Annotated in this window: 11 protein-coding genes; 8 read left to right on the plus strand and 3 right to left on the minus strand. The window is 51.4% G+C overall.

From position 1 onward, the window contains the following. Positions 1-51: 51 nt before the first annotated feature. From D6024_RS18510 to D6024_RS18520, 3 genes are all read right to left on the minus strand, one after another. A complete protein-coding gene (locus D6024_RS18510) occupies positions 52-576 on the minus strand; it encodes a VanZ family protein (protein ID WP_121356249.1) in 525 nt (174 codons plus the stop codon). Between the two features lie 348 nt (positions 577-924). Then, positions 925-1,413 (minus strand): DUF2975 domain-containing protein, encoded by a 489-nt coding sequence (locus D6024_RS18515; RefSeq protein ID WP_121356427.1) that lies wholly within the window; start codon positions 1,411-1,413, stop codon positions 925-927. Between the two features lie 373 nt (positions 1,414-1,786). Next, positions 1,787-2,671 (minus strand): helix-turn-helix domain-containing protein, encoded by an 885-nt coding sequence (locus D6024_RS18520; RefSeq protein ID WP_121356250.1) that lies wholly within the window; start codon positions 2,669-2,671, stop codon positions 1,787-1,789. A gap of 224 nt (positions 2,672-2,895) precedes the next feature. Here D6024_RS18520 and D6024_RS18525 point away from each other — a divergent pair, with 224 nt between their 5' ends. The 8 genes from D6024_RS18525 to D6024_RS18560 all read left to right on the plus strand — a co-directional run bounded on the left by D6024_RS18525 (position 2,896) and on the right by D6024_RS18560 (position 17,535). Beyond that, positions 2,896-6,078, plus strand: a complete 3,183-nt coding sequence (locus D6024_RS18525) for a SusC/RagA family TonB-linked outer membrane protein (RefSeq protein WP_121356251.1) — start codon at positions 2,896-2,898, stop codon at positions 6,076-6,078. 9 nt (positions 6,079-6,087) lie between these two features. Continuing rightward, on the plus strand, positions 6,088-7,779 hold the full coding sequence (locus D6024_RS18530) for a RagB/SusD family nutrient uptake outer membrane protein (RefSeq protein WP_121356252.1): 1,692 nt from the start codon (positions 6,088-6,090) through the stop codon (positions 7,777-7,779). A 43-nt stretch (positions 7,780-7,822) separates the two neighbouring features. Further along, a complete protein-coding gene (locus D6024_RS18535) occupies positions 7,823-8,965 on the plus strand; it encodes a glycan-binding surface protein (RefSeq protein WP_162944870.1) in 1,143 nt (380 codons plus the stop codon). 28 nt (positions 8,966-8,993) lie between these two features. Then, a complete protein-coding gene (locus tag D6024_RS18540) occupies positions 8,994-10,556 on the plus strand; it encodes an IPT/TIG domain-containing protein (RefSeq protein ID WP_121356254.1) in 1,563 nt (520 codons plus the stop codon). A 149-nt stretch (positions 10,557-10,705) separates the two neighbouring features. Beyond that, the gene (locus D6024_RS27055; protein WP_205573319.1) at positions 10,706-13,087 is read left to right on the plus strand and encodes a glycosyl hydrolase; all 2,382 of its coding nucleotides are present in this window, start codon (positions 10,706-10,708) and stop codon (positions 13,085-13,087) included. 117 nt (positions 13,088-13,204) lie between these two features. Next, positions 13,205-14,374, plus strand: coding sequence for a glycoside hydrolase family 26 protein (locus D6024_RS18550; RefSeq protein ID WP_121356428.1), 1,170 nt, complete (start codon positions 13,205-13,207; stop codon positions 14,372-14,374). A gap of 67 nt (positions 14,375-14,441) precedes the next feature. Continuing rightward, positions 14,442-16,331: a sodium:solute symporter family protein gene (locus D6024_RS18555; RefSeq protein WP_121356429.1), complete on the plus strand. Its 1,890-nt coding sequence runs from the start codon at positions 14,442-14,444 to the stop codon at positions 16,329-16,331. Next, positions 16,315-17,535, plus strand: a complete 1,221-nt coding sequence (locus D6024_RS18560; protein ID WP_121356255.1) for a glycoside hydrolase family 130 protein — start codon at positions 16,315-16,317, stop codon at positions 17,533-17,535. The genes D6024_RS18555 and D6024_RS18560 overlap by 17 nt, the downstream gene beginning before the upstream one ends. Positions 17,536-17,559: the final 24 nt, after the last annotated feature.

Below are 17,559 nucleotides of genomic sequence, written 5' to 3' on the forward strand. Positions count from 1 at the left end.
TTCGTTTACCGGCACAAGAAATGGAACGTTCATTGAAATAGCAGAAATGGCTTATTGATACCTTACCGGCAGCATGTTCATTTTGAGCAGGAATAACAATAAAATCAGTAAAAACGTTCCTGCTGCTGCAAGTTTGTTAATGAATTTTTGTGCCTTTACACTGCTATTGAATGCTTTTTCAATTGATTTAGCGATTATGAATCCAATAACTCCGCCTGAAGTATTGGTTATCATATCTGTAACATCAAAAGCCCCAAGACGAAAAATATATTGAAGTCCTTCAACCAGTAAACTAAGGAAGAAAAAGAGGAAAAGTTTTTTACCGAACGACCATCTTTCAAATAAAATTCCTGCATATACACCAAGCGGAATAAAAATCACAACGTTCAAAATATTTTCACTGGTTAAAATGACGTGTTCATTGAACGGGATGAAGTTTGCCTGCCTGTTTCGCATATAGGAAAAATGTACACCGAGCTTTAATAGTAAAATCCAGTAGATGGCACACAAATAAATGATAAATAATAGAGTGGTCAACCTGTTTGTTGCGTGATCAACGCCTGATTGTTCTTTCATTTTTTTGCCAATTGATGCGATGGATGATTGTGTATAAATAACTGCCGGTTGCTATTGAATATTGTGTTTGAACAGAAACGCTGCGTTGTAACTTGGTTGTTCAGGATAGACGCCCAACAAACAGGTCCCGGAGCAGTGGCTATTTTAAGTACCGGCGTTGGATAGAAGCGCTGCTGTCCGGTTCTACAAGCAAATTTCATAGAAACACTTCCCTGCTCTTCGCGGCAAGATTATATTACCGGCATTGCTCTACGCAGTTCATGAAATTGCGACGTCACAGGTTCGAATTAATCTGTTCCCGAAGCGATGAATCACTCCGATTTCCGTGGTGTAAAGTCAACTGATTTCTTAACTGCCCCTTTTGGCGGGTTGATCGTTTTCAGGTTTTATATTCCTGCCATTTCGCAAATTCCTTTCAACTACAGTGGCGGCAACAGCGATGACGATTGAGCCCAAAGTGATGAGGATGCCCATGAAAAACCCGCCTGAACGGTCATCACTATCGCTCAGCATGATAAAGATTTCTCCGATCGCAACAAACCCAATGAGGGTGATTGCGCAATACTTTATCATCCGCAAAGCTTTCATGGCCTTCGGGGAAAACGCCTTGTTTTGGCCGGCATATCCCACCACCCTGAATGCCTGGTAGAGCGCCACGAAAAATGGAATGGACCCAATATAGGCATACGCCAGAAAGGGGTCTTTGAAATAGATTTCAAATAGCGTAGCGTGAGCATTCCTGCCTTCAAGGTGAGGCTCCCAGAGCAGGAATGCAAGCGCACCTATGCCAACGAGCACAATGACAGCCTGTAGAAATATTTTTGAGCGCTGTTTCATAAAACAGGATTGATAAGTTTTAGCGACGCTGGATAGTAATAGTGGCGCCAGGTGGTTGCTCCATACATTCATCACATTAAACTTTGAAGTCGTACTGTGACTAATTAACATATTCGTGTCAGCATTCTTCCGCTTTAAGGCCAATCTGTTTTGTGCCTATCCCAAAAGACAACAATAGCTCGACAAAAAAATTCGTAACCTTGGTTTCATAAAATTAGGCCTAACAGTAGTATTCCTGCTAATACATACGCGACATTACCAGCCGTATTTATTTTTCTACCCCTCCCCAGCAAGCCGGAAAAATAAACGCGAATAGCGCCCCCTTGCGTAAATCCAATCTGCGGCAAGGTGGGGAACAAGGGAAATGGTTTTCTTACACAAAAAGCCGCACGCCGGACGTGGTGTATTCTTCGCGGAACTCTTTGGGTGTGCACTGTTTTTTCTTTTTAAAGATCCGGTTGAAGTTGGACATGTTGTTGAACCCGCAGCGGTAGGCAATTTCGCTGACGCTTTGGGTGGTGTCGATCAGCAGGCGGGAGGCGTGCCCAAGACGAATCTCGTTCAGTGTATCCACAAAGGTTTTCCCGGTTCGCATCTTAAAAAACCGGCTAAAGGCCACTTCCGACATGGCAACCAGTTTTGCCACTTCCGACAGGGAGATCTCCCGTTCAAAATTTTTATTGAGGTGAGCCATAACGGCCTCGATGCGGCGGCTGTTGTAATTGACGGTGTCGGCTGCCTGGAAGGAGATGTCGGATAAAATACGCATGTCCTTCGACGTGGAAAGGGCGTGCAGGATGGAGAGGAGCTCGAGCACCGATTCGAAGCCTGTTTTCTGGTGAAGCGTGTCCAGGCGCGGTGCCATTGCTGCCGCCGTCTCCCTGGTAAATAAAATGCCCCGCAGCGACTGCTGGAACATGTTGCGGATAAAGCTTGCCTGGTTGCGCTGCAAAAACTTCTCGTCCAGCAGGTCGCGGTGAAACTGGATGGTCACTTCGTGAATCTCCCGGCTCCTGCACTGGTGGGTAAACCACCCGTGGCGCAGGTTGGGCCCAACGAGTACCAGCTCAACGTCGCCGATCACTTCAATGTGTCCGCCAATGACCCGCTTGGCGCCCCTGGCGTTTTGGATGAAGTTGAGTTCAAATTCTTCGTGTTGGTGCAGGGGAAAGTCAAATTCGTTTTTCACCCGCGAAAAGACGGTGAAGCAATCACTTTGAGTCAGCGGCGTGATTTCCCGGAGAAGTTTGTCCTTCATAAGCAAGTCGGGTTGTCGGCAAATTCTGCCTGGATGAAGTTAAGATAATACCACAATCGGTTGCATAAATTTTTTCCCCGGCTGAATCCCGGTTTTTGTTCATTTTCAATACCTGTTTTTTACCGTTTATCCATAACTGTTGAAAAAAATACACCCCTTGGATAAAAAAGTATCTCTTTTTTAGACTGCGACAAAATAGCTTTGGAACAAATTATGTAAGCTATATGAGAAAATGCCTACGCTTGCGGGTGCATTTATTACTGCTTTTTGCACTCGTTTCCACTCTCGCTTTTGCTCAACGAAGAATTACCGGAACGGTTACCGACGATAAACAGGCACCGCTGACAGGCGCCACGGTTGCTGTGCAGGGAACCAAAACAGCAACGACTACAGATGCCGCCGGGAAGTTCTCGCTGACGGTACCGCCCAACGGAAAAACCCTGGTGGTGTCGTTCGTAGGCATGCAGCCGCGAACAGTTTCGATTGGAACCGGCGATGTCGTGAATGTTTCGCTGACTGCCACCACGGGTGCCATGGCCGATGTGGTAGTGGTGGGATACGGCCGTGCACGAAGGGCCAACCTTACCACGGCGCAAACATCGGTATCGGCCAAAGAAATTGAAAAGACCGTCAACACCACTGTAGAGCAAGCCCTCCAGGGCCGCGCTGCCGGTGTGTATGTGACGCAAAACTCTGGGCAGCCCGGTGGCGGTATCTCCGTGACCATTCGCGGGGTAAGCTCGCTCAACCGGACGCAACCTCTTTACGTGATTGATGGTGTGCAGATTCAGCAGGATCAGGATGTGTCGTTTGGTTCGTCCAGCACGTCCAACCCCCTGGCTGGCCTCAACCCGGCCGATATCGAAGACATGCAGATCCTGCAGGGACCATCGGCCACAGCAATTTACGGCGCCCGTGGTACCAACGGTGTTGTGCTGGTTACAACGAAGCGTGGCCGGGCAGGTGATTTCAAGATCAACTATGCCTATCAATACAACCTGCAAACGCCGCCAACCAGCCTGCACGTCATGAACCTGCGTGAGTATGCGCAGATGGTGAAGGAGTACCATGCCATTGCCGGCGGTACCACTCCCGGTGAGTTCCTAGATCCTTCGCTCCTGGGTGTGGGAACCGACTGGCAGCGGGAGTTGTTCAACAACGCTGCCATGAACAAGCACCAGTTGAGCCTGAGTGGTGGCAGCAACAACACGACGTATTATATGTCGGGAGAATACCTGAACCAGGATGGCGTGGCTGTTGGATCCGGTTTCAACCGCTATAGTTTCCGTCTGAACCTTGATAACAAACCAAGGGAATGGTTTACGATCGGTGCCAATTTGAGCTTCAACCAAACGAATGAAAACCTTACCGCTACCAACTATGGCGACGCACAAAGCCCGCTGATCGCAAATGCCCTGCGGTTGACACCGCAGATCCCGGTGCGGAACCTGAACGGATCCTGGGGCGGCAGCGACCCGGTGAACGGTGCCAACCAGTATGCACCCATTAACCCGGTGGCCCTGGCCAACCTCATTACAAACAAAAACATGAAGCGCCAGTTCCTGGGCGGATTGAACATCGGGGTGAATTTGACCAAAGAACTTGTTTTCCGCAGTTCCTTTAATGGCAACATCGGCAACGGCATTTCGACTTACTATACACCGACTTACCAGATCGACCAGTGGCACTACAACACGACATCGTCGCTGCAAACAGGAACGTATTCGAGCTGGTACTGGAACTGGAACCAACTGCTTGAATACACGAAACAAATCGGCAAGCACAATATTACGGTCATGGGTAGCCATGAAGCCCAGGAGTCGGAGTGGCAGGCGCTTTCCGCCGGCAGAACAGGTTTCCTGACCAACGACATTTTTGATGTAAATGCCGGTAACCCCATCTCGGCTACAAACGGTGGTGGCACCTACCCCTGGTCGATGGAATCCTACCTCGGCCGTATCAACTACAACTACGACAACCGCTACCTGCTGACCGGTACGTTCCGGCGGGATGGCTCGCCTTATTTCGGTTCCGAAAACAGGTGGGGTAATTTCCCTTCGGTGTCGGCTGCATGGCGGGTAAGCCGTGAGAAGTTTTTCCAGGTCCCGTTTATCAGCGAACTGAAATTGCGTTTTGAAACTGGTTTGACCGGTAACCAGGGAACAGGTTCCGGTATCTATGCACCGCTGGCTACCGGCGCAACGCCGTGGGGTACGGGTCTTCGCCCGTCCACGTTCACCAACGCCAAACTGAAATGGGAAGAAACAAAGACCAATAACCTTGGTTTGAACCTGGGTGTGCTGAACAACCGGTTCACCGTGGAAGCCGATTACTATGTGAAAAATACCAACAACCTGATTATGGCCGCCAGCCTGCCCTGGTACATGGGTACAAACGGAAGCCCCGGCTCAGTTGGTGCACCGCTGGTGAACACCGGTTCGCTGCAAACGAAGGGATGGAACCTCACGTTCAATACGACCAACATCAACAAAAAAGATTTCCGCTGGGAGACAAACCTGAACCTGTCGCATTTCAAAACAGAGATCACCTCTCTGAACTCGGAAAATGCGTTCATCGACCGAACATCCTGGTGGATGAACAACTGGACACAGCGTGCGGCCATTGGCTATCAGCCCTGGCTGTTCAGGGGATATGTCGAAGAAGGTATCTTTCAGTCAGTCGACGAAATCAACAAAAGCGCCGTACCGGTCGATAACAGCGGCAACCGCCGGCCGACCGATGCAAGCACCGGTATTTGGGTGGGTGATGTGAAATACAAAGACATCAACGGCGACGGGAAGATCACGGTTGCCGACATGACCAACATTGGCAACCCCTGGCCCAAACTGACTGGTGGCATGACCAATAGTTTTTCGTACAAGGGCATTGACCTGAGCATCCTGATCACCGGTACGTACGGTAATGATATCTACAACTACATCGCGGCCGAAGCCAGCAATCCAAACAACATCAACTTAAGCCGCAACCTCCTGATCGAGGCAACGCACTATGCGAAGGTGACCACCGATGGCAACGGAAAACCCGTTCTGGCCAACGCCGGCACCCGGATTCCCCGCATGTCAAACAACCAGATCGCCAACGACAACAACTACGGACGCATCACCAGCCGCTTTGTAGAAGACGGTTCTTTCCTCCGCTTGAAGAACGTGTCGCTCTCGTATAACCTGCCAGCGAAATACCTGGGCTATACCAAAGTGATCAAAGGCCTAAAAGCAACTGTTGGCGCACAAAACCTGTACACGCTGACGCACTATAAAGGATACGATCCGGAAGTAGGAGCCTATGTCGGCCAGGGTGCCAGTGCGCAAAACCAGGCCATCGGTATTGACTTTGGTCGCTACCCGTTAACGCCAATGTATACCGCAACGATTAGTGTGAATTTTTAAACTATTTATATGAAGACGATGAACTGCATAAAATCTCTCATGGGTGCATTGCTTGCCTTTGCAGCGCTGACAAGCTGTAAAAAAAGCTTTTTGGAAAAACCACCATTAAGTTCCGTGGTGGATGCCAACTTTTACAAAACCGACGACCAGGTGATGTCTGCCACGGCGTTGCTCTACAGCGAAGTGTGGTTCGACTACAACGACAAAGCCATGTACAACCTCGGCGACTTCCGTGGCGGTACGGCTTTCTCCGCCTGGAACGACCGTGGCAACGTGATGTTCAATACGACCGGCGATAACGGCGAGAACGGTGCCTCCTGGCGTGCTTTCTTCAATGTGGTAGGCCAGTCGAACCTCTTTCTCTACAACATGAAAAAATACGGTGGCCCGGCCGTGTCAGAAGGCGTGCGCAGAACGGCCATTGCCGAAGCCCGTTTTATGCGTGCCCTGGCGTACCGCTTCCTGGTGATGAACTGGGGACCCGTACCGGTAATCGAAAACAATTTTGATCACCTTTTCGATTCGTCCATCACCCGCAATACAGTGCCCAGCGTATGGCGCTTTATCACCCGTGAGATGCGCGCCGCGGCAGCCGATTTGCCGGAAGTTGCTTCGCAGGAAGGACGCTTGACCAAATGGTCGGCCGAAGGGATGCTGGCACGTTTTTACCTTACCAGGGCCGGCGTGGAGGCAAGCGGGGGCACCCGCAAGCAGGAGTTCCTTGACAGTGCAAAATACTATGCGCAACGGGTGATCCAGAACAGCGGCAAAAAGCTGTTAAGCAACTACGAGAACCTGTTTAAATTTCCTTACGACAACAACACCGAATCGCTGTTTGAATTACAGTGGGTGTTCTCTGGGCCCAATGTATGGGGCACACAAAACAGCATGCCCGAATACCTGGCCTACAACCCCGATATTTCCTTTGGAGGCTGGGGAGGCGACAAAGGGGCTACCTGGTGGATGATCAAGCAATACGAAGGTTTTGCCGAACAACCGGATGGCTCCTTAAAAGGCCGCACGCTGGACCAGCGCCTGCACGCCACCTTTATGCTGCCCGGTTTCTACTATCCCGAGATCACCAAAGTTTCGGATAAACAAAAACTGGTCTTCCCGGCACCGGCAGCCAGTGCTGATCAAAACTTTCTCAGCATCAAAAAATATGTGATCGGTTCGCCCATTGACCTGGCTGGCCAGGCATCACAGCAACACTACCCGAACAACACCTACATGATGCGTTTGGCCGAGATGTACCTGATCTACGCCGAAGCAGCGATCGGCAACAACACGTCCACCACCGATGCGGCGGCGGTGAATTATTTCAACGCCGTCCGTACAAGAGCAGGACTGGCGCCGTGGACGGTTTCGGGGGCCAATGCCAACGGGCCGCTGACGCTGGACGTGGTGCAATCGGAGCGCTTCAAGGAGTTTGCAATGGAAGGCATGGCCTGGTACGACCTGGTGAGCCTGCACTACTGGAATCCCTCGAAAGCCTTCTCGATTCTCAATTCGCAGGACAGGGGTTTGTTTGTGACAAAACCAGACCAGATGCCGAACCCGACCCAGTGGACGTTTACAAAAACATCCTGGTTCAGCGAACGGACCATCAGCGCCAGCGACGGCAACTTCCTGCTGCCGATACCGAACGTAGAATTAGCACAGGCGCCGAACCTGCAAAAAGCTCCGGTTGACTATCCATAAACAAAGCGCAATCAAAATTTTCTCAAAAGAAATTGAAACACAAATGAAATTCCTCCATAAAATCATCCTGGTCGTACTGCTGGCTGCGGGTGCGGTAAGCTTGCTGGCTTCCTGCAAAAAAGAAGAATCGACCGGTGCCCCCCGCATCGATTATGTACGGGTCACAAGACCGGAAGCTTCCGATTCCCTGCTGGTCGGTGCAGGCCAGGGTCAGCTCATTGCCATCATGGGCGATAACCTGCAGGATGCCGTTGAAGTCTGGTTCAACGACCAGCCGGCACGGTTGACGCCTACGTATATTACCAAAACAACACTCTTGGTTTCCGTGCCCAGCCAAATTCCAAAAACGGTTTCTAACCAGATTAAACTTGTCTTCAAAAACGGCAATACCCTTTTGTACAATTTTACCGTTCAAATCGGAAAACCAGTGATGAGCGGAATGGTGTCGGAATATGTCAATGCAGGTGATGTGGCCACCATCCGGGGCGATTTTTTTTACGAACCGCTTACAGTAACCTTCACCGGTGGCGTAGCCGGAGAACTGGTGTCCGTGAAAGACCAGGAGATCCAGGTGAAGGTGCCAAACGGCGCACTGCCCGGACCCATTACGGTGAAGACCAATTTCGGCGAAACCAAATCCGACTTCTGGTTCCGCGACAACCGGAACCTGCTGATCACCAGCGATCCCTGGTCGGGCTGGTGGGGACAGGACATGGTGGTTTCCGGCAACGATCCGCTGGCCATCAGCGGCAACTTCCTGCGCATTACAAAAAACATCGGTTCCTGGGCCTGGACGGAGTTTGCCGGCGGCAAGGAAGATGCACTGGCATCGAGTCATAACCTGCCCGATGATGCGGTGATTAATCCTTCCAAGTACAACCTGAAGTTTGAGATCAACACGCTGAAGCCCTATAATGGGAATCGTATCAAAATCATGATCGGCCAGATCAATGGCCCGGATCCCGACTGGAACACGGAGCCGTATTTCTGGGAGCCGCCGTTCGATACAAAAGGCAAATGGCAAACCGTTACCGTTCCCTTCAATGAAGTGGTGGCGCATTACACGACCAATTGGGGCCTGCGTCCGCAAGGCTATGGCGTGAAGGTGTGGTTCCATGGCCCGGGCTCGCTGGATGCAGACATTGCTTTCGACAACCTCCGGGTCGTTCCAAAAGTTGACAAATAAACTATCCTTTAAGACATAACTGATTCTAATGATCCAGCTAACGAATTCCAGACTGCTTACCATGCTTTGCCTTCTCCTGACGATAGGGGTGCTGGCATCCTGCAAAAAAGAGAATGACAACGAAAACGACGGCACTGTGAAATTGCTCAGCTTTGGGCCTACAGGTGCCCGCCACGGTGATACCCTGCGTTTCTTCGGCCAGAATTTAGACAAGGTCACAGAAGTGGATTTCACCGGCACCAATGCCGCGGTAAAACAAGTGGCATTTAAGCAACAATCATCCGAACTGATCTTGCTGCTGGTGCCGCAGGGCGCCGAAAAAGGCTACGTGACCCTGAAAACAGCGCAGGGCGATGTGGTTTCCAAAACGCAATTCAACCTGAACGTCAAGACAAGTGTCACCGTGGCCTCCATGACGCCGCAGGCACGTCCCGGCGAAAACATTACCCTGACTGGTAATTACCTCAACTGGGTGAAAAGCATCACGTTTTCCCGGAACAAAACGGTCACCAGTTTTGTGAGCAAGTCGCTCAACCAACTGGTGGTGGCGGTTCCGGCCGATGCACAAACAGGACCGCTGGTGATTGCCTACACCGGCACGGATTCGGCCGAATTTCAAACAGCCGATACACTGAAAGTAACTTTACCCATGGCAACGGGCCTTTCTCCAACACCAGTGAAAAATTCCGAAAATCTGACTATCACCGGTACCAACCTGGATCTGGCCCAGCAGGTATTGTTCAACGGCGTTACAGCACCGGTTACTGATTTTGTCAGCAAGTCCGCGACGCAGCTCGTGGTAAAAGTTCCAGCCGGGGCAAAAAGCGGGAAGGTCAGCCTGGTGGCGGCATCCGGTGTACAAACGCAGTCGTCTTCCGACCTGGTCGTTTTGCTGCCGACCATCACGGCATTTTCGCCCAGTCCAGTTGATCCGGGTACCAACGTCACCATCACCGGTACCGACCTTGACCTCGTTGACTCAGTGATGTTTGCCAATGCGCCGGCCGTGAAAACGTTTGTCAGCCAATCAAAGACGCAATTAGTGGTCACCGTTCCGATGGGTGTGCTGAGAGGGAAAATCGTTTTGGGTGTGCACAATTCCACACTGACCGTTCAATCGGCCGATGCGCTGGAAATTACCGGCGATGCGCCACCACCAACGATTGCGTTGCCCCTTTATAAAGACGCTGTAACAGCCAATTGGAATGGCTGGGTCGGCGACGGTTGGGGCGGCACCAAAGACTATAACAACACCGCCCCGGTACGGGAAGGCGCCAAGTCGATCAAGATTAACTATGTCGGCGGCTGGGGCTCTCCCTTTCAACTGGGCGGTGCCAACGTAAATACCGGTGCTTATACCACCTTCAAGCTTTCCATTTTCGGCGCAGCTGGCAGCGGTGGTAAAAAAGTGAACCTGGGCATCAATGGTGCCGACAAATACACGATTACCGTGGTAGAAGGCAAGTGGACCGACTATGAAATTCCCCTTTCCAGTTTGACAACTACGGGGAATATCACGGATGTCATCCTGAAAGAGTGGAACGGAACCGGTGGATTTACCGTTTTTGTTGACGCCGTTGGCTTGAATTAAAAAAGTCACAAACGGGAGGCAGATCAGCAACGACAGCGTTTTGTTTACTCATCTGCTCTTCCGCAACGGAAACTGGTTCATTTCACCCGCTGAAATGAACCAGTTCTTTTTACCTTGTTCCTTTCCTTACAACAAACCCAGTTTAATCAATGACCGGTTCAGCGAGATACCTGGCTACACTTTTGATCCTTTGCAGCTCGCTGCTGGCAAACAGCCTGGCGGCGCAACAGGGCTTTGTAAAAACTGAAAGTTCGCATTTCGTGTACAAGGGTAAGCCGTACTATTACATCGGTACAAACTATTGGTACGGTGGTTTGCTCGGGCTGGAAAAAGATCCGCAACGGGGAAAGCTGCGCCTGCAAAAAGAACTGGACTTTCTGAAACGCAAAGGCGTGGAAAACCTCCGCGTGGTGGTGGGTGCGGAAGGCAGCGGGTTGATCAACGGCGTGGAACGCATTGGACCGCCCCTTCAACCCGAACAAGGCAGGTTTAACGAACAGGTGTTGAAAGGCCTTGATCTTTTGCTGGCCGAAATGGGCCGGCGCAACATGAAAGCCGTTTTGTTTCTCAGCAACAACTGGGAGTGGAGCGGTGGCTTTCAACAATACCTGATCTGGAACAACCAGGTACCCGGCGATCAGAAAACACGAAAACTGACATGGGACGAACAGCGTGACATCGTCGCTAAGTTTTACACCTGCGAACCGTGCAAGGAAGCCTACAACAAGCAGGTGACCCTTCTCCTGGATCGGACAAATTCGCTCACCAAAAAGAAATACAGCAGCGATCCCGCCATCATGGCCTGGGAACTGGCCAACGAGCCGCGACCCATGCGTCCGTCTGCCAATGAAGACTATCAAAAATGGATCAGCAGCGTGGCGGCGATGATTAAAGCAAAGGACAAGAACCACCTTGTTACCATCGGTCACGAAGGCTATATGGGCACCGAGAACATGGACCTTTTTAAAACGGTTCATGCCGACAAAAACGTTGACTACCTCACCATTCACATCTGGCCCAAGAACTGGAGCTGGTTTCGTGACACGGCTATTGCCAAAGGCTTCGGCAACGTGATCGAAAAAACAAAAGACTATATCGAACAACACGCTGCCGTTGCGCAAAACCTGCAAAAGCCGATGGTGCTCGAGGAATTTGGCCTGCCGCGTGACGGACATTCGTTTGATCCTTCTACGGCCACAACCTACCGCGACCGTTTTTACGATACGATTTTTTCTTACCTGCAAAAAAGCGCGGCTACAAGTGGTGCGATCGGGGGTGCCGGATTCTGGGCCTTCGGCGGTTCGGCACGGCCGCACAAAGGGCAAATTTTCTGGAAGAAAGGCGATGACTACATGGGCGATCCGCCGATGGAAGAACAGGGGTTGAACACGGTATTTGATAGCGATTCGTCTACCTGGAAGGTGATCACGTCGTATGCCAATCGAATCGGTGCAAGATCATCTTCCTCCAATTTGCCGATCGATCAAAAAGCAACCAATGAAACGGTTGCGCTCTATAAAAATCTAAAACGCCTGTTGGCAAAAGGCATCCTGTTCGGTCACCAGGACGACCTGGCTTATGGCGTGGGCTGGAAGTATGAACCTGGCCGCAGCGATGTAAAAGACGTCACCGGCGATTACCCGGCCGTGTATGGTTTTGAGCTGGGGCGCCTGGAAGTGGATCATCCCGTGAATTTGGACAGCGTGCCCTTTGACAAGATGCGTGGCTTTATCCAAAGTGCCTACGATCGCGGTGGTGTCGTCACGCTGAGCTGGCACCTGAACAACCCACTGACCGGCAAGACCGCCTGGGATCCTGCTCCCGGCACAGTTGCCGCTGTTCTTCCCGGCGGTGAAAAGCACGCCCTGTACCAAACATGGCTTGACAAAATCGCCACCTTTTTGCAAAGCCTCAAAGGCAAAAAGGGCGAAGCCATTCCCATTATCTTCCGGCCCTTTCACGAGCTAAACGGGAACTGGTTTTGGTGGGGGAAAGCACATTGTACACCGGGCGAACTGAAACAGCTTTATCAATTCACCGTTGGCTATCTCCGCGACACGAAAAACATTCACCACCTGCTCTATGCATTCAACACCGATCGCTTTGCTTCAAGGGAAGAATACCTGGAACGTTACCCCGGCGATGAGTGGGTGGATGTGATCGGCTTTGACATCTACCAGCGGGAAAACGGAGAGAAGGCCAACGCAAATTTTGTCAAAGACATCGACGCCATGCTGACCAGCCTCGAAAGCATCGCGGCTGAAAAAAATAAGCTCCCGGCACTGACCGAGTTTGGCTACGGCACCATCCCCGACAGCACCTGGTGGACAGGCGTGCTCTGGAAGAGTTTGCAAAACCATCGCATCTCCTTTGCACTGGCTTGGCGAAATGCCGGTTTCAAACCTAACGGAAGGGCCGAGTTTTACGTGCCGTACAAAGGCGAAAAAAGCGCACCGGATTTTCAAGCGTTTTTTGCCGAACCTAAAACCTTGTTTCAAAATGAAGTGACGAACGAGAACATGTATAAATGATATTCGCGCAAAGCAAAGGAGCAATAAGGAGTAATGAAGAATCCCTCTGTTGGCTCTCTGCAAAATAATTTGTTGACCGGTCGTCAACAGCCATAATAAAAATAACTATTGAAAACCATGCGCTTTCCTATTTCGCTTTTTGTTTTAATCGGTTCGATAGCCCTTGGATGCAATCACAAATTGGCGGTTACAGGTTCTTCGTCAGGGACGAGTGCAGAAAGTCTTGTTGATGAAAAAGCAACACCCGAAACAAGGGCCCTGTTTCAAAACCTGCTGGCGCTATCCAAAGAACATACCCTTTTCGGCCACCAGCATGCCACCGAGTACGGGCATGGATGGGCAGGAGAAGAAAATCGTTCGGATGTAAAGTCGGTGACCGGCTCGCACCCCGCCGTGATTGGCGTGGACCTGAGTGGCTTTTCCGGCCAGCCGGCGGCGACTGTGCAAAAGGAAAAAGAACGGGTCCGCAAAACCGTAGAAGAAACCTACAACCGCGGTGGCGTGACAACGGTTGCCTGGCATTTCAACAACCCCGTTTCTCCGGGCGGGTTTTACTGGAAAGATTCCGTTTCGCTGCCGGCCGTGAAATACATCATTCCCGGCGGACAGGCCAACAACACCTATAAAGAAATCTTACGCGGCATTGGCGACTGGGCCAAGAGCACAATAGGAAAGGACGGAAAGCTGGTGCCGATGGTCTTTCGTCCCTTTCATGAATTTGATGGTGGCTGGTTTTGGTGGGGCGCACCGCATTGCACCAAAGAAGAATTTGTCTCGCTGTGGCGCTTTACCGTTTCGTATTTACGAGACAGTGTTGGCGTGCACAATTTTATCTACGCGTTTTCCCCCGACAACCGTTTCAACAGCGAGGAGGAATACCTGCAACGCTATCCCGGCGACGCGTGGGTGGATATGGTGGGCATCGACAACTACGGCGACATGGGCCGCGACGGAAAGTACAACCTCGATGCCGCGATCCGGAAGTTGAAAATCGTTTCGGACTATGCGGTGAAGAAAGGCAAGCTCGCGGCGTTTACCGAAACAGGACTGGAGTCTCTGCCCAATTCGAATTGGTGGAATGATGTGTTGCTGAAAGTGATGAAGTCGGAAGGTATGCGTCTTTCGTATGTGTTGGTTTGGCGCAACGATCAGCACAGCCCGACACACTACTATGCACCCTTTCCTGGTCACAGCAGCGTGCCGGATTTTTTAAAATTTTACAATGATCCGTACACGTTGTTCGAAAACGATTTGAAGAATATTTATGAAGTCAAAAGGCAAAACTAAAAAGTGAAAATCTGGCTGATTTGCTGCGGCGTTTTATCTTTTGCCTTTTGAATTTTTACTCAAGAAAATGCGATTACAATTCATAGACATTGCCTGCATCGTTGTTTACCTCTTGATGATGGTAATGATCGGGTGGTACTACCGCAAGAAGGCAAGGCAGAACAAGGAAAGCTACCTGTTGGGCGGCAAGCGACTGCCCTGGTACCTGCTGGGGCTCAGCGATGCGTCCGACATGTTCGACATCAGCGGCACGATGTGGATGGTGGCGCTGTGCTTTGTCTACGGTTTCAAGAGCATCTGGATACCCTGGCTCTGGCCTGTGTTCAACCAGGTGTTCAACATGATGTACCTCTCCAAATGGCTGCGCCGCTCCAATGCAGATACGGGTGCCGAATGGCTGGCCACCCGCTTTGGCCTGAAGGGAAAAGGTGTCAAAGCGTCGCACAATGTGGTGGTGGCCTTTGCCCTCATCGGCTGCCTCGGCTTCCTGGCTTACGGCTTTGTAGGACTGGGAAAATTCATCGAGATCTTTGTTCCGTGGAGTGTTGTTTCGCCTTATGTTCCTTTTCACGTGGCACCGCAGTACGTGGCCCATTTCTACGGGATCGTGTTTACGCTTTTCGCCATGTTTTATTCCATCCTTGGTGGGATGCACAGCATCGTGATCGGTGATTTTATCAAATACCTGATCATGACCGTTGGCTGCCTGGCCATCGGCTTCATTGCCTGGTCGCATCTGCAAGGGCAAACCTTGCATACACCGCACCACTGGTCCGATCCCTTCTTTGGCTGGCAGCTCAACCTGGATTGGTCAAACATCATTGCCGATGTCAACCAAAAGATCACGGAAGATGGTTTCAGTCCCTTTGGCTTTTTCTTTATGATGATGTTGTTTAAAGGTGCGCTGGCAAGCCTGGCCGGCCCGGCACCCAATTACGACATGCAGAAAATTTTGTCGACCCGGTCGCCGAAAGAGGCGTCGAAGATGACGGGTTTTGTGTCTATCATCCTGCTGCCGATCCGGTATTCCATGATCATTGGGTTGACCGTGCTGGCCCTGTTGTATTACAACCAGCTTGATCTTTCTAATGGTGCCGGCGGCACCGATTTCGAACGCATTCTTCCCGGCGCCATCAATAACTTTTTGCCGGCGGGTATATTAGGTCTTGTGCTTACCGGTTTGCTTGGTGCCTTCATGGGCACGTTTTCCGGTACACTCAATGCAGCGCAGGCTTATATCGTCAACGATATCTATCTCAAATATGTGAATCCGAACGCTTCCAACAAACGGATCATCTCCATGAATTATCTCGTGGGGATCGTGGTGGTGGCCGTGGGGGTGGTGCTGGGCTTTTTTGCCCGGGATGTCAACAGCATTTTGCAATGGATTGTCGGCGCCCTGTACGGCGGTTACATTGCAGCAAACATGCTCAAGTGGTACTGGTGGCGCTTCAACGCCAACGGATTTTTCTGGGGCATGATGGCCGGTATCCTGGCGGCACTTGTATTTCCCTTTGTGTTTACAGGACTACCGCTGTACAACTGGCCCCTGCTGTTCCTGATCTCGCTGGTTGGCTGCATTGCGGGCACATACTCCGCCCCACCCACTGACCGGGACGTGTTGAAGAAATTTTACAGTACCGTCCGTCCCTGGGGTTTCTGGAAGCCGGTGCATAACGACGTGGTAAAGGACGATCCTTCCTTTCAACCCAACAAACGCTTCCGGCTTGATCTGTTCAACGTGGTGCTGGGCATCGTTGCGCAGTGCTGCCTCACCATCCTGCCCATGTACGTGGTGCTGTGGATGAAACTTCCGTTACTCATCACGATTGCTATACTGACGGTCATTATCCTCGTTCTGAAAAAGACCTGGTGGAACAAACTGGACGAGGATGAAGACATGCTAACCAACCAGCCGCAAGGCAACAAAAAAAAGGAACATGAATACAGCATTTGAAAAACGGCTGACCGAATTGCAGACGGCCTATGAACAACTGGTCACCCGGCAAAACGGAAAGGAGATGCCCGGCAACGGTGTGTATGACCGCTACCGGCATCCTGTTTTAACCGCCCAGCATGCGCCGGTTTTCTGGCGATACGATATCGATAAAAAAACGAATCCGTACCTGATGGAGCGCTTTGGCATCAACGCTGCCTTCAATGCCGGCGCGATAAAGTTGAACGGTAAATATTACCTCGTGGCAAGGGTGGAAGGCGCCGACCGCAAATCGTTTTTTGCCGTGGCCGAGAGTCCCAACGGCATCGACAACTTCCGCTTTTGGGATTATCCCGTACAACTGCCGCAAACCGGCGAACCCGATACCAACGTGTACGACATGCGCCTGGTGCAGCACGAAGACGGCTGGATCTACGGCCTGTTCTGCACCGAACGAAAAGATCCCGATGCACCGGCGGGAGACGAGTCTGCGGCGATAGCGCAGTGCGGCATCGTCCGCACCAAAGACCTGGTGCAATGGGAGCGCCTGGCGGATCTGAAAACAAAATCACCGCAGCAACGCAACGTGGTGCTGCACCCGGAATTTGTGAGCGGCAAGTATGCGTTTTACACCCGGCCACAGGATGGCTTTATCAATACCGGCAAAGGCGGTGGCATTGGTTTCGGCCTGAGTGCCTGCATCGAGTGCGCCGTGGTGGAAGAGGAAGTGGTGATCGATCCCAAGGCGTATCACACTATTTACGAAGCCAAGAACGGCCTGGGTCCTGCGCCCATCAAGACCGGAAAAGGCTGGCTGCACCTGGCGCACGGCGTTCGCAACACGGCGGCCGGTCTGCGCTATACGTTATACCTGTTCATGACCGATCTGCACGACCTGACAAAAGTGATCTGCAAGCCGGCCGGTTATTTCATGGCGCCGGAAGGAGAGGAGCGGGTCGGCGATGTTTCCAATGTGCTTTTCAGCAACGGCTGGATCCTGGATGATGACGGCACGGTGTTCATTTACTATGCTTCGTCCGACACACGCATGCATGTGGCCACGTCCACCATTGATCGTTTGCTGGATTACTGCCTGAACACGGCCGCCGATGGGATGACATCAGCAACATCAGTTGACGCACTGATTTCCATCATCCGAAAAAACAAGGAAAAAGAAAACCTTGCCCTCCGGGAAGGAGCAAAAAATACTCATGTGAGCGCATAGCAGTTTCTCACAAAACGGGGTGGC

The organism is Flavisolibacter nicotianae (genome assembly GCF_003628535.1).
In the GTDB taxonomy this organism is placed as follows: Bacteria; Bacteroidota; Bacteroidia; order Chitinophagales; family Chitinophagaceae; genus Flavisolibacter; species Flavisolibacter nicotianae.

Bases quoted from the DNA above. Each gene is read 5' to 3' on its own strand.
- D6024_RS18510 (WP_121356249.1), bottom strand. From the start codon at position 576: ATGAAAGAACAATCAGGCGTTGATCACGCAACAAACAGGTTGACCACT.
- D6024_RS18515 (WP_121356427.1), bottom strand. From the start codon at position 1,413: ATGAAACAGCGCTCAAAAATATTTCTACAGGCTGTCATTGTGCTCGTT.
- D6024_RS18520 (WP_121356250.1), bottom strand. From the start codon at position 2,671: ATGAAGGACAAACTTCTCCGGGAAATCACGCCGCTGACTCAAAGTGAT.
- D6024_RS18525 (WP_121356251.1), top strand. From the start codon at position 2,896: ATGAGAAAATGCCTACGCTTGCGGGTGCATTTATTACTGCTTTTTGCA.
- D6024_RS18530 (WP_121356252.1), top strand. From the start codon at position 6,088: ATGAAGACGATGAACTGCATAAAATCTCTCATGGGTGCATTGCTTGCC.
- D6024_RS18535 (WP_162944870.1), top strand. From the start codon at position 7,823: ATGAAATTCCTCCATAAAATCATCCTGGTCGTACTGCTGGCTGCGGGT.
- D6024_RS18540 (WP_121356254.1), top strand. From the start codon at position 8,994: ATGATCCAGCTAACGAATTCCAGACTGCTTACCATGCTTTGCCTTCTC.
- D6024_RS27055 (WP_205573319.1), top strand. From the start codon at position 10,706: ATGACCGGTTCAGCGAGATACCTGGCTACACTTTTGATCCTTTGCAGC.
- D6024_RS18550 (WP_121356428.1), top strand. From the start codon at position 13,205: ATGCGCTTTCCTATTTCGCTTTTTGTTTTAATCGGTTCGATAGCCCTT.
- D6024_RS18555 (WP_121356429.1), top strand. From the start codon at position 14,442: ATGCGATTACAATTCATAGACATTGCCTGCATCGTTGTTTACCTCTTG.
- D6024_RS18560 (WP_121356255.1), top strand. From the start codon at position 16,315: ATGAATACAGCATTTGAAAAACGGCTGACCGAATTGCAGACGGCCTAT.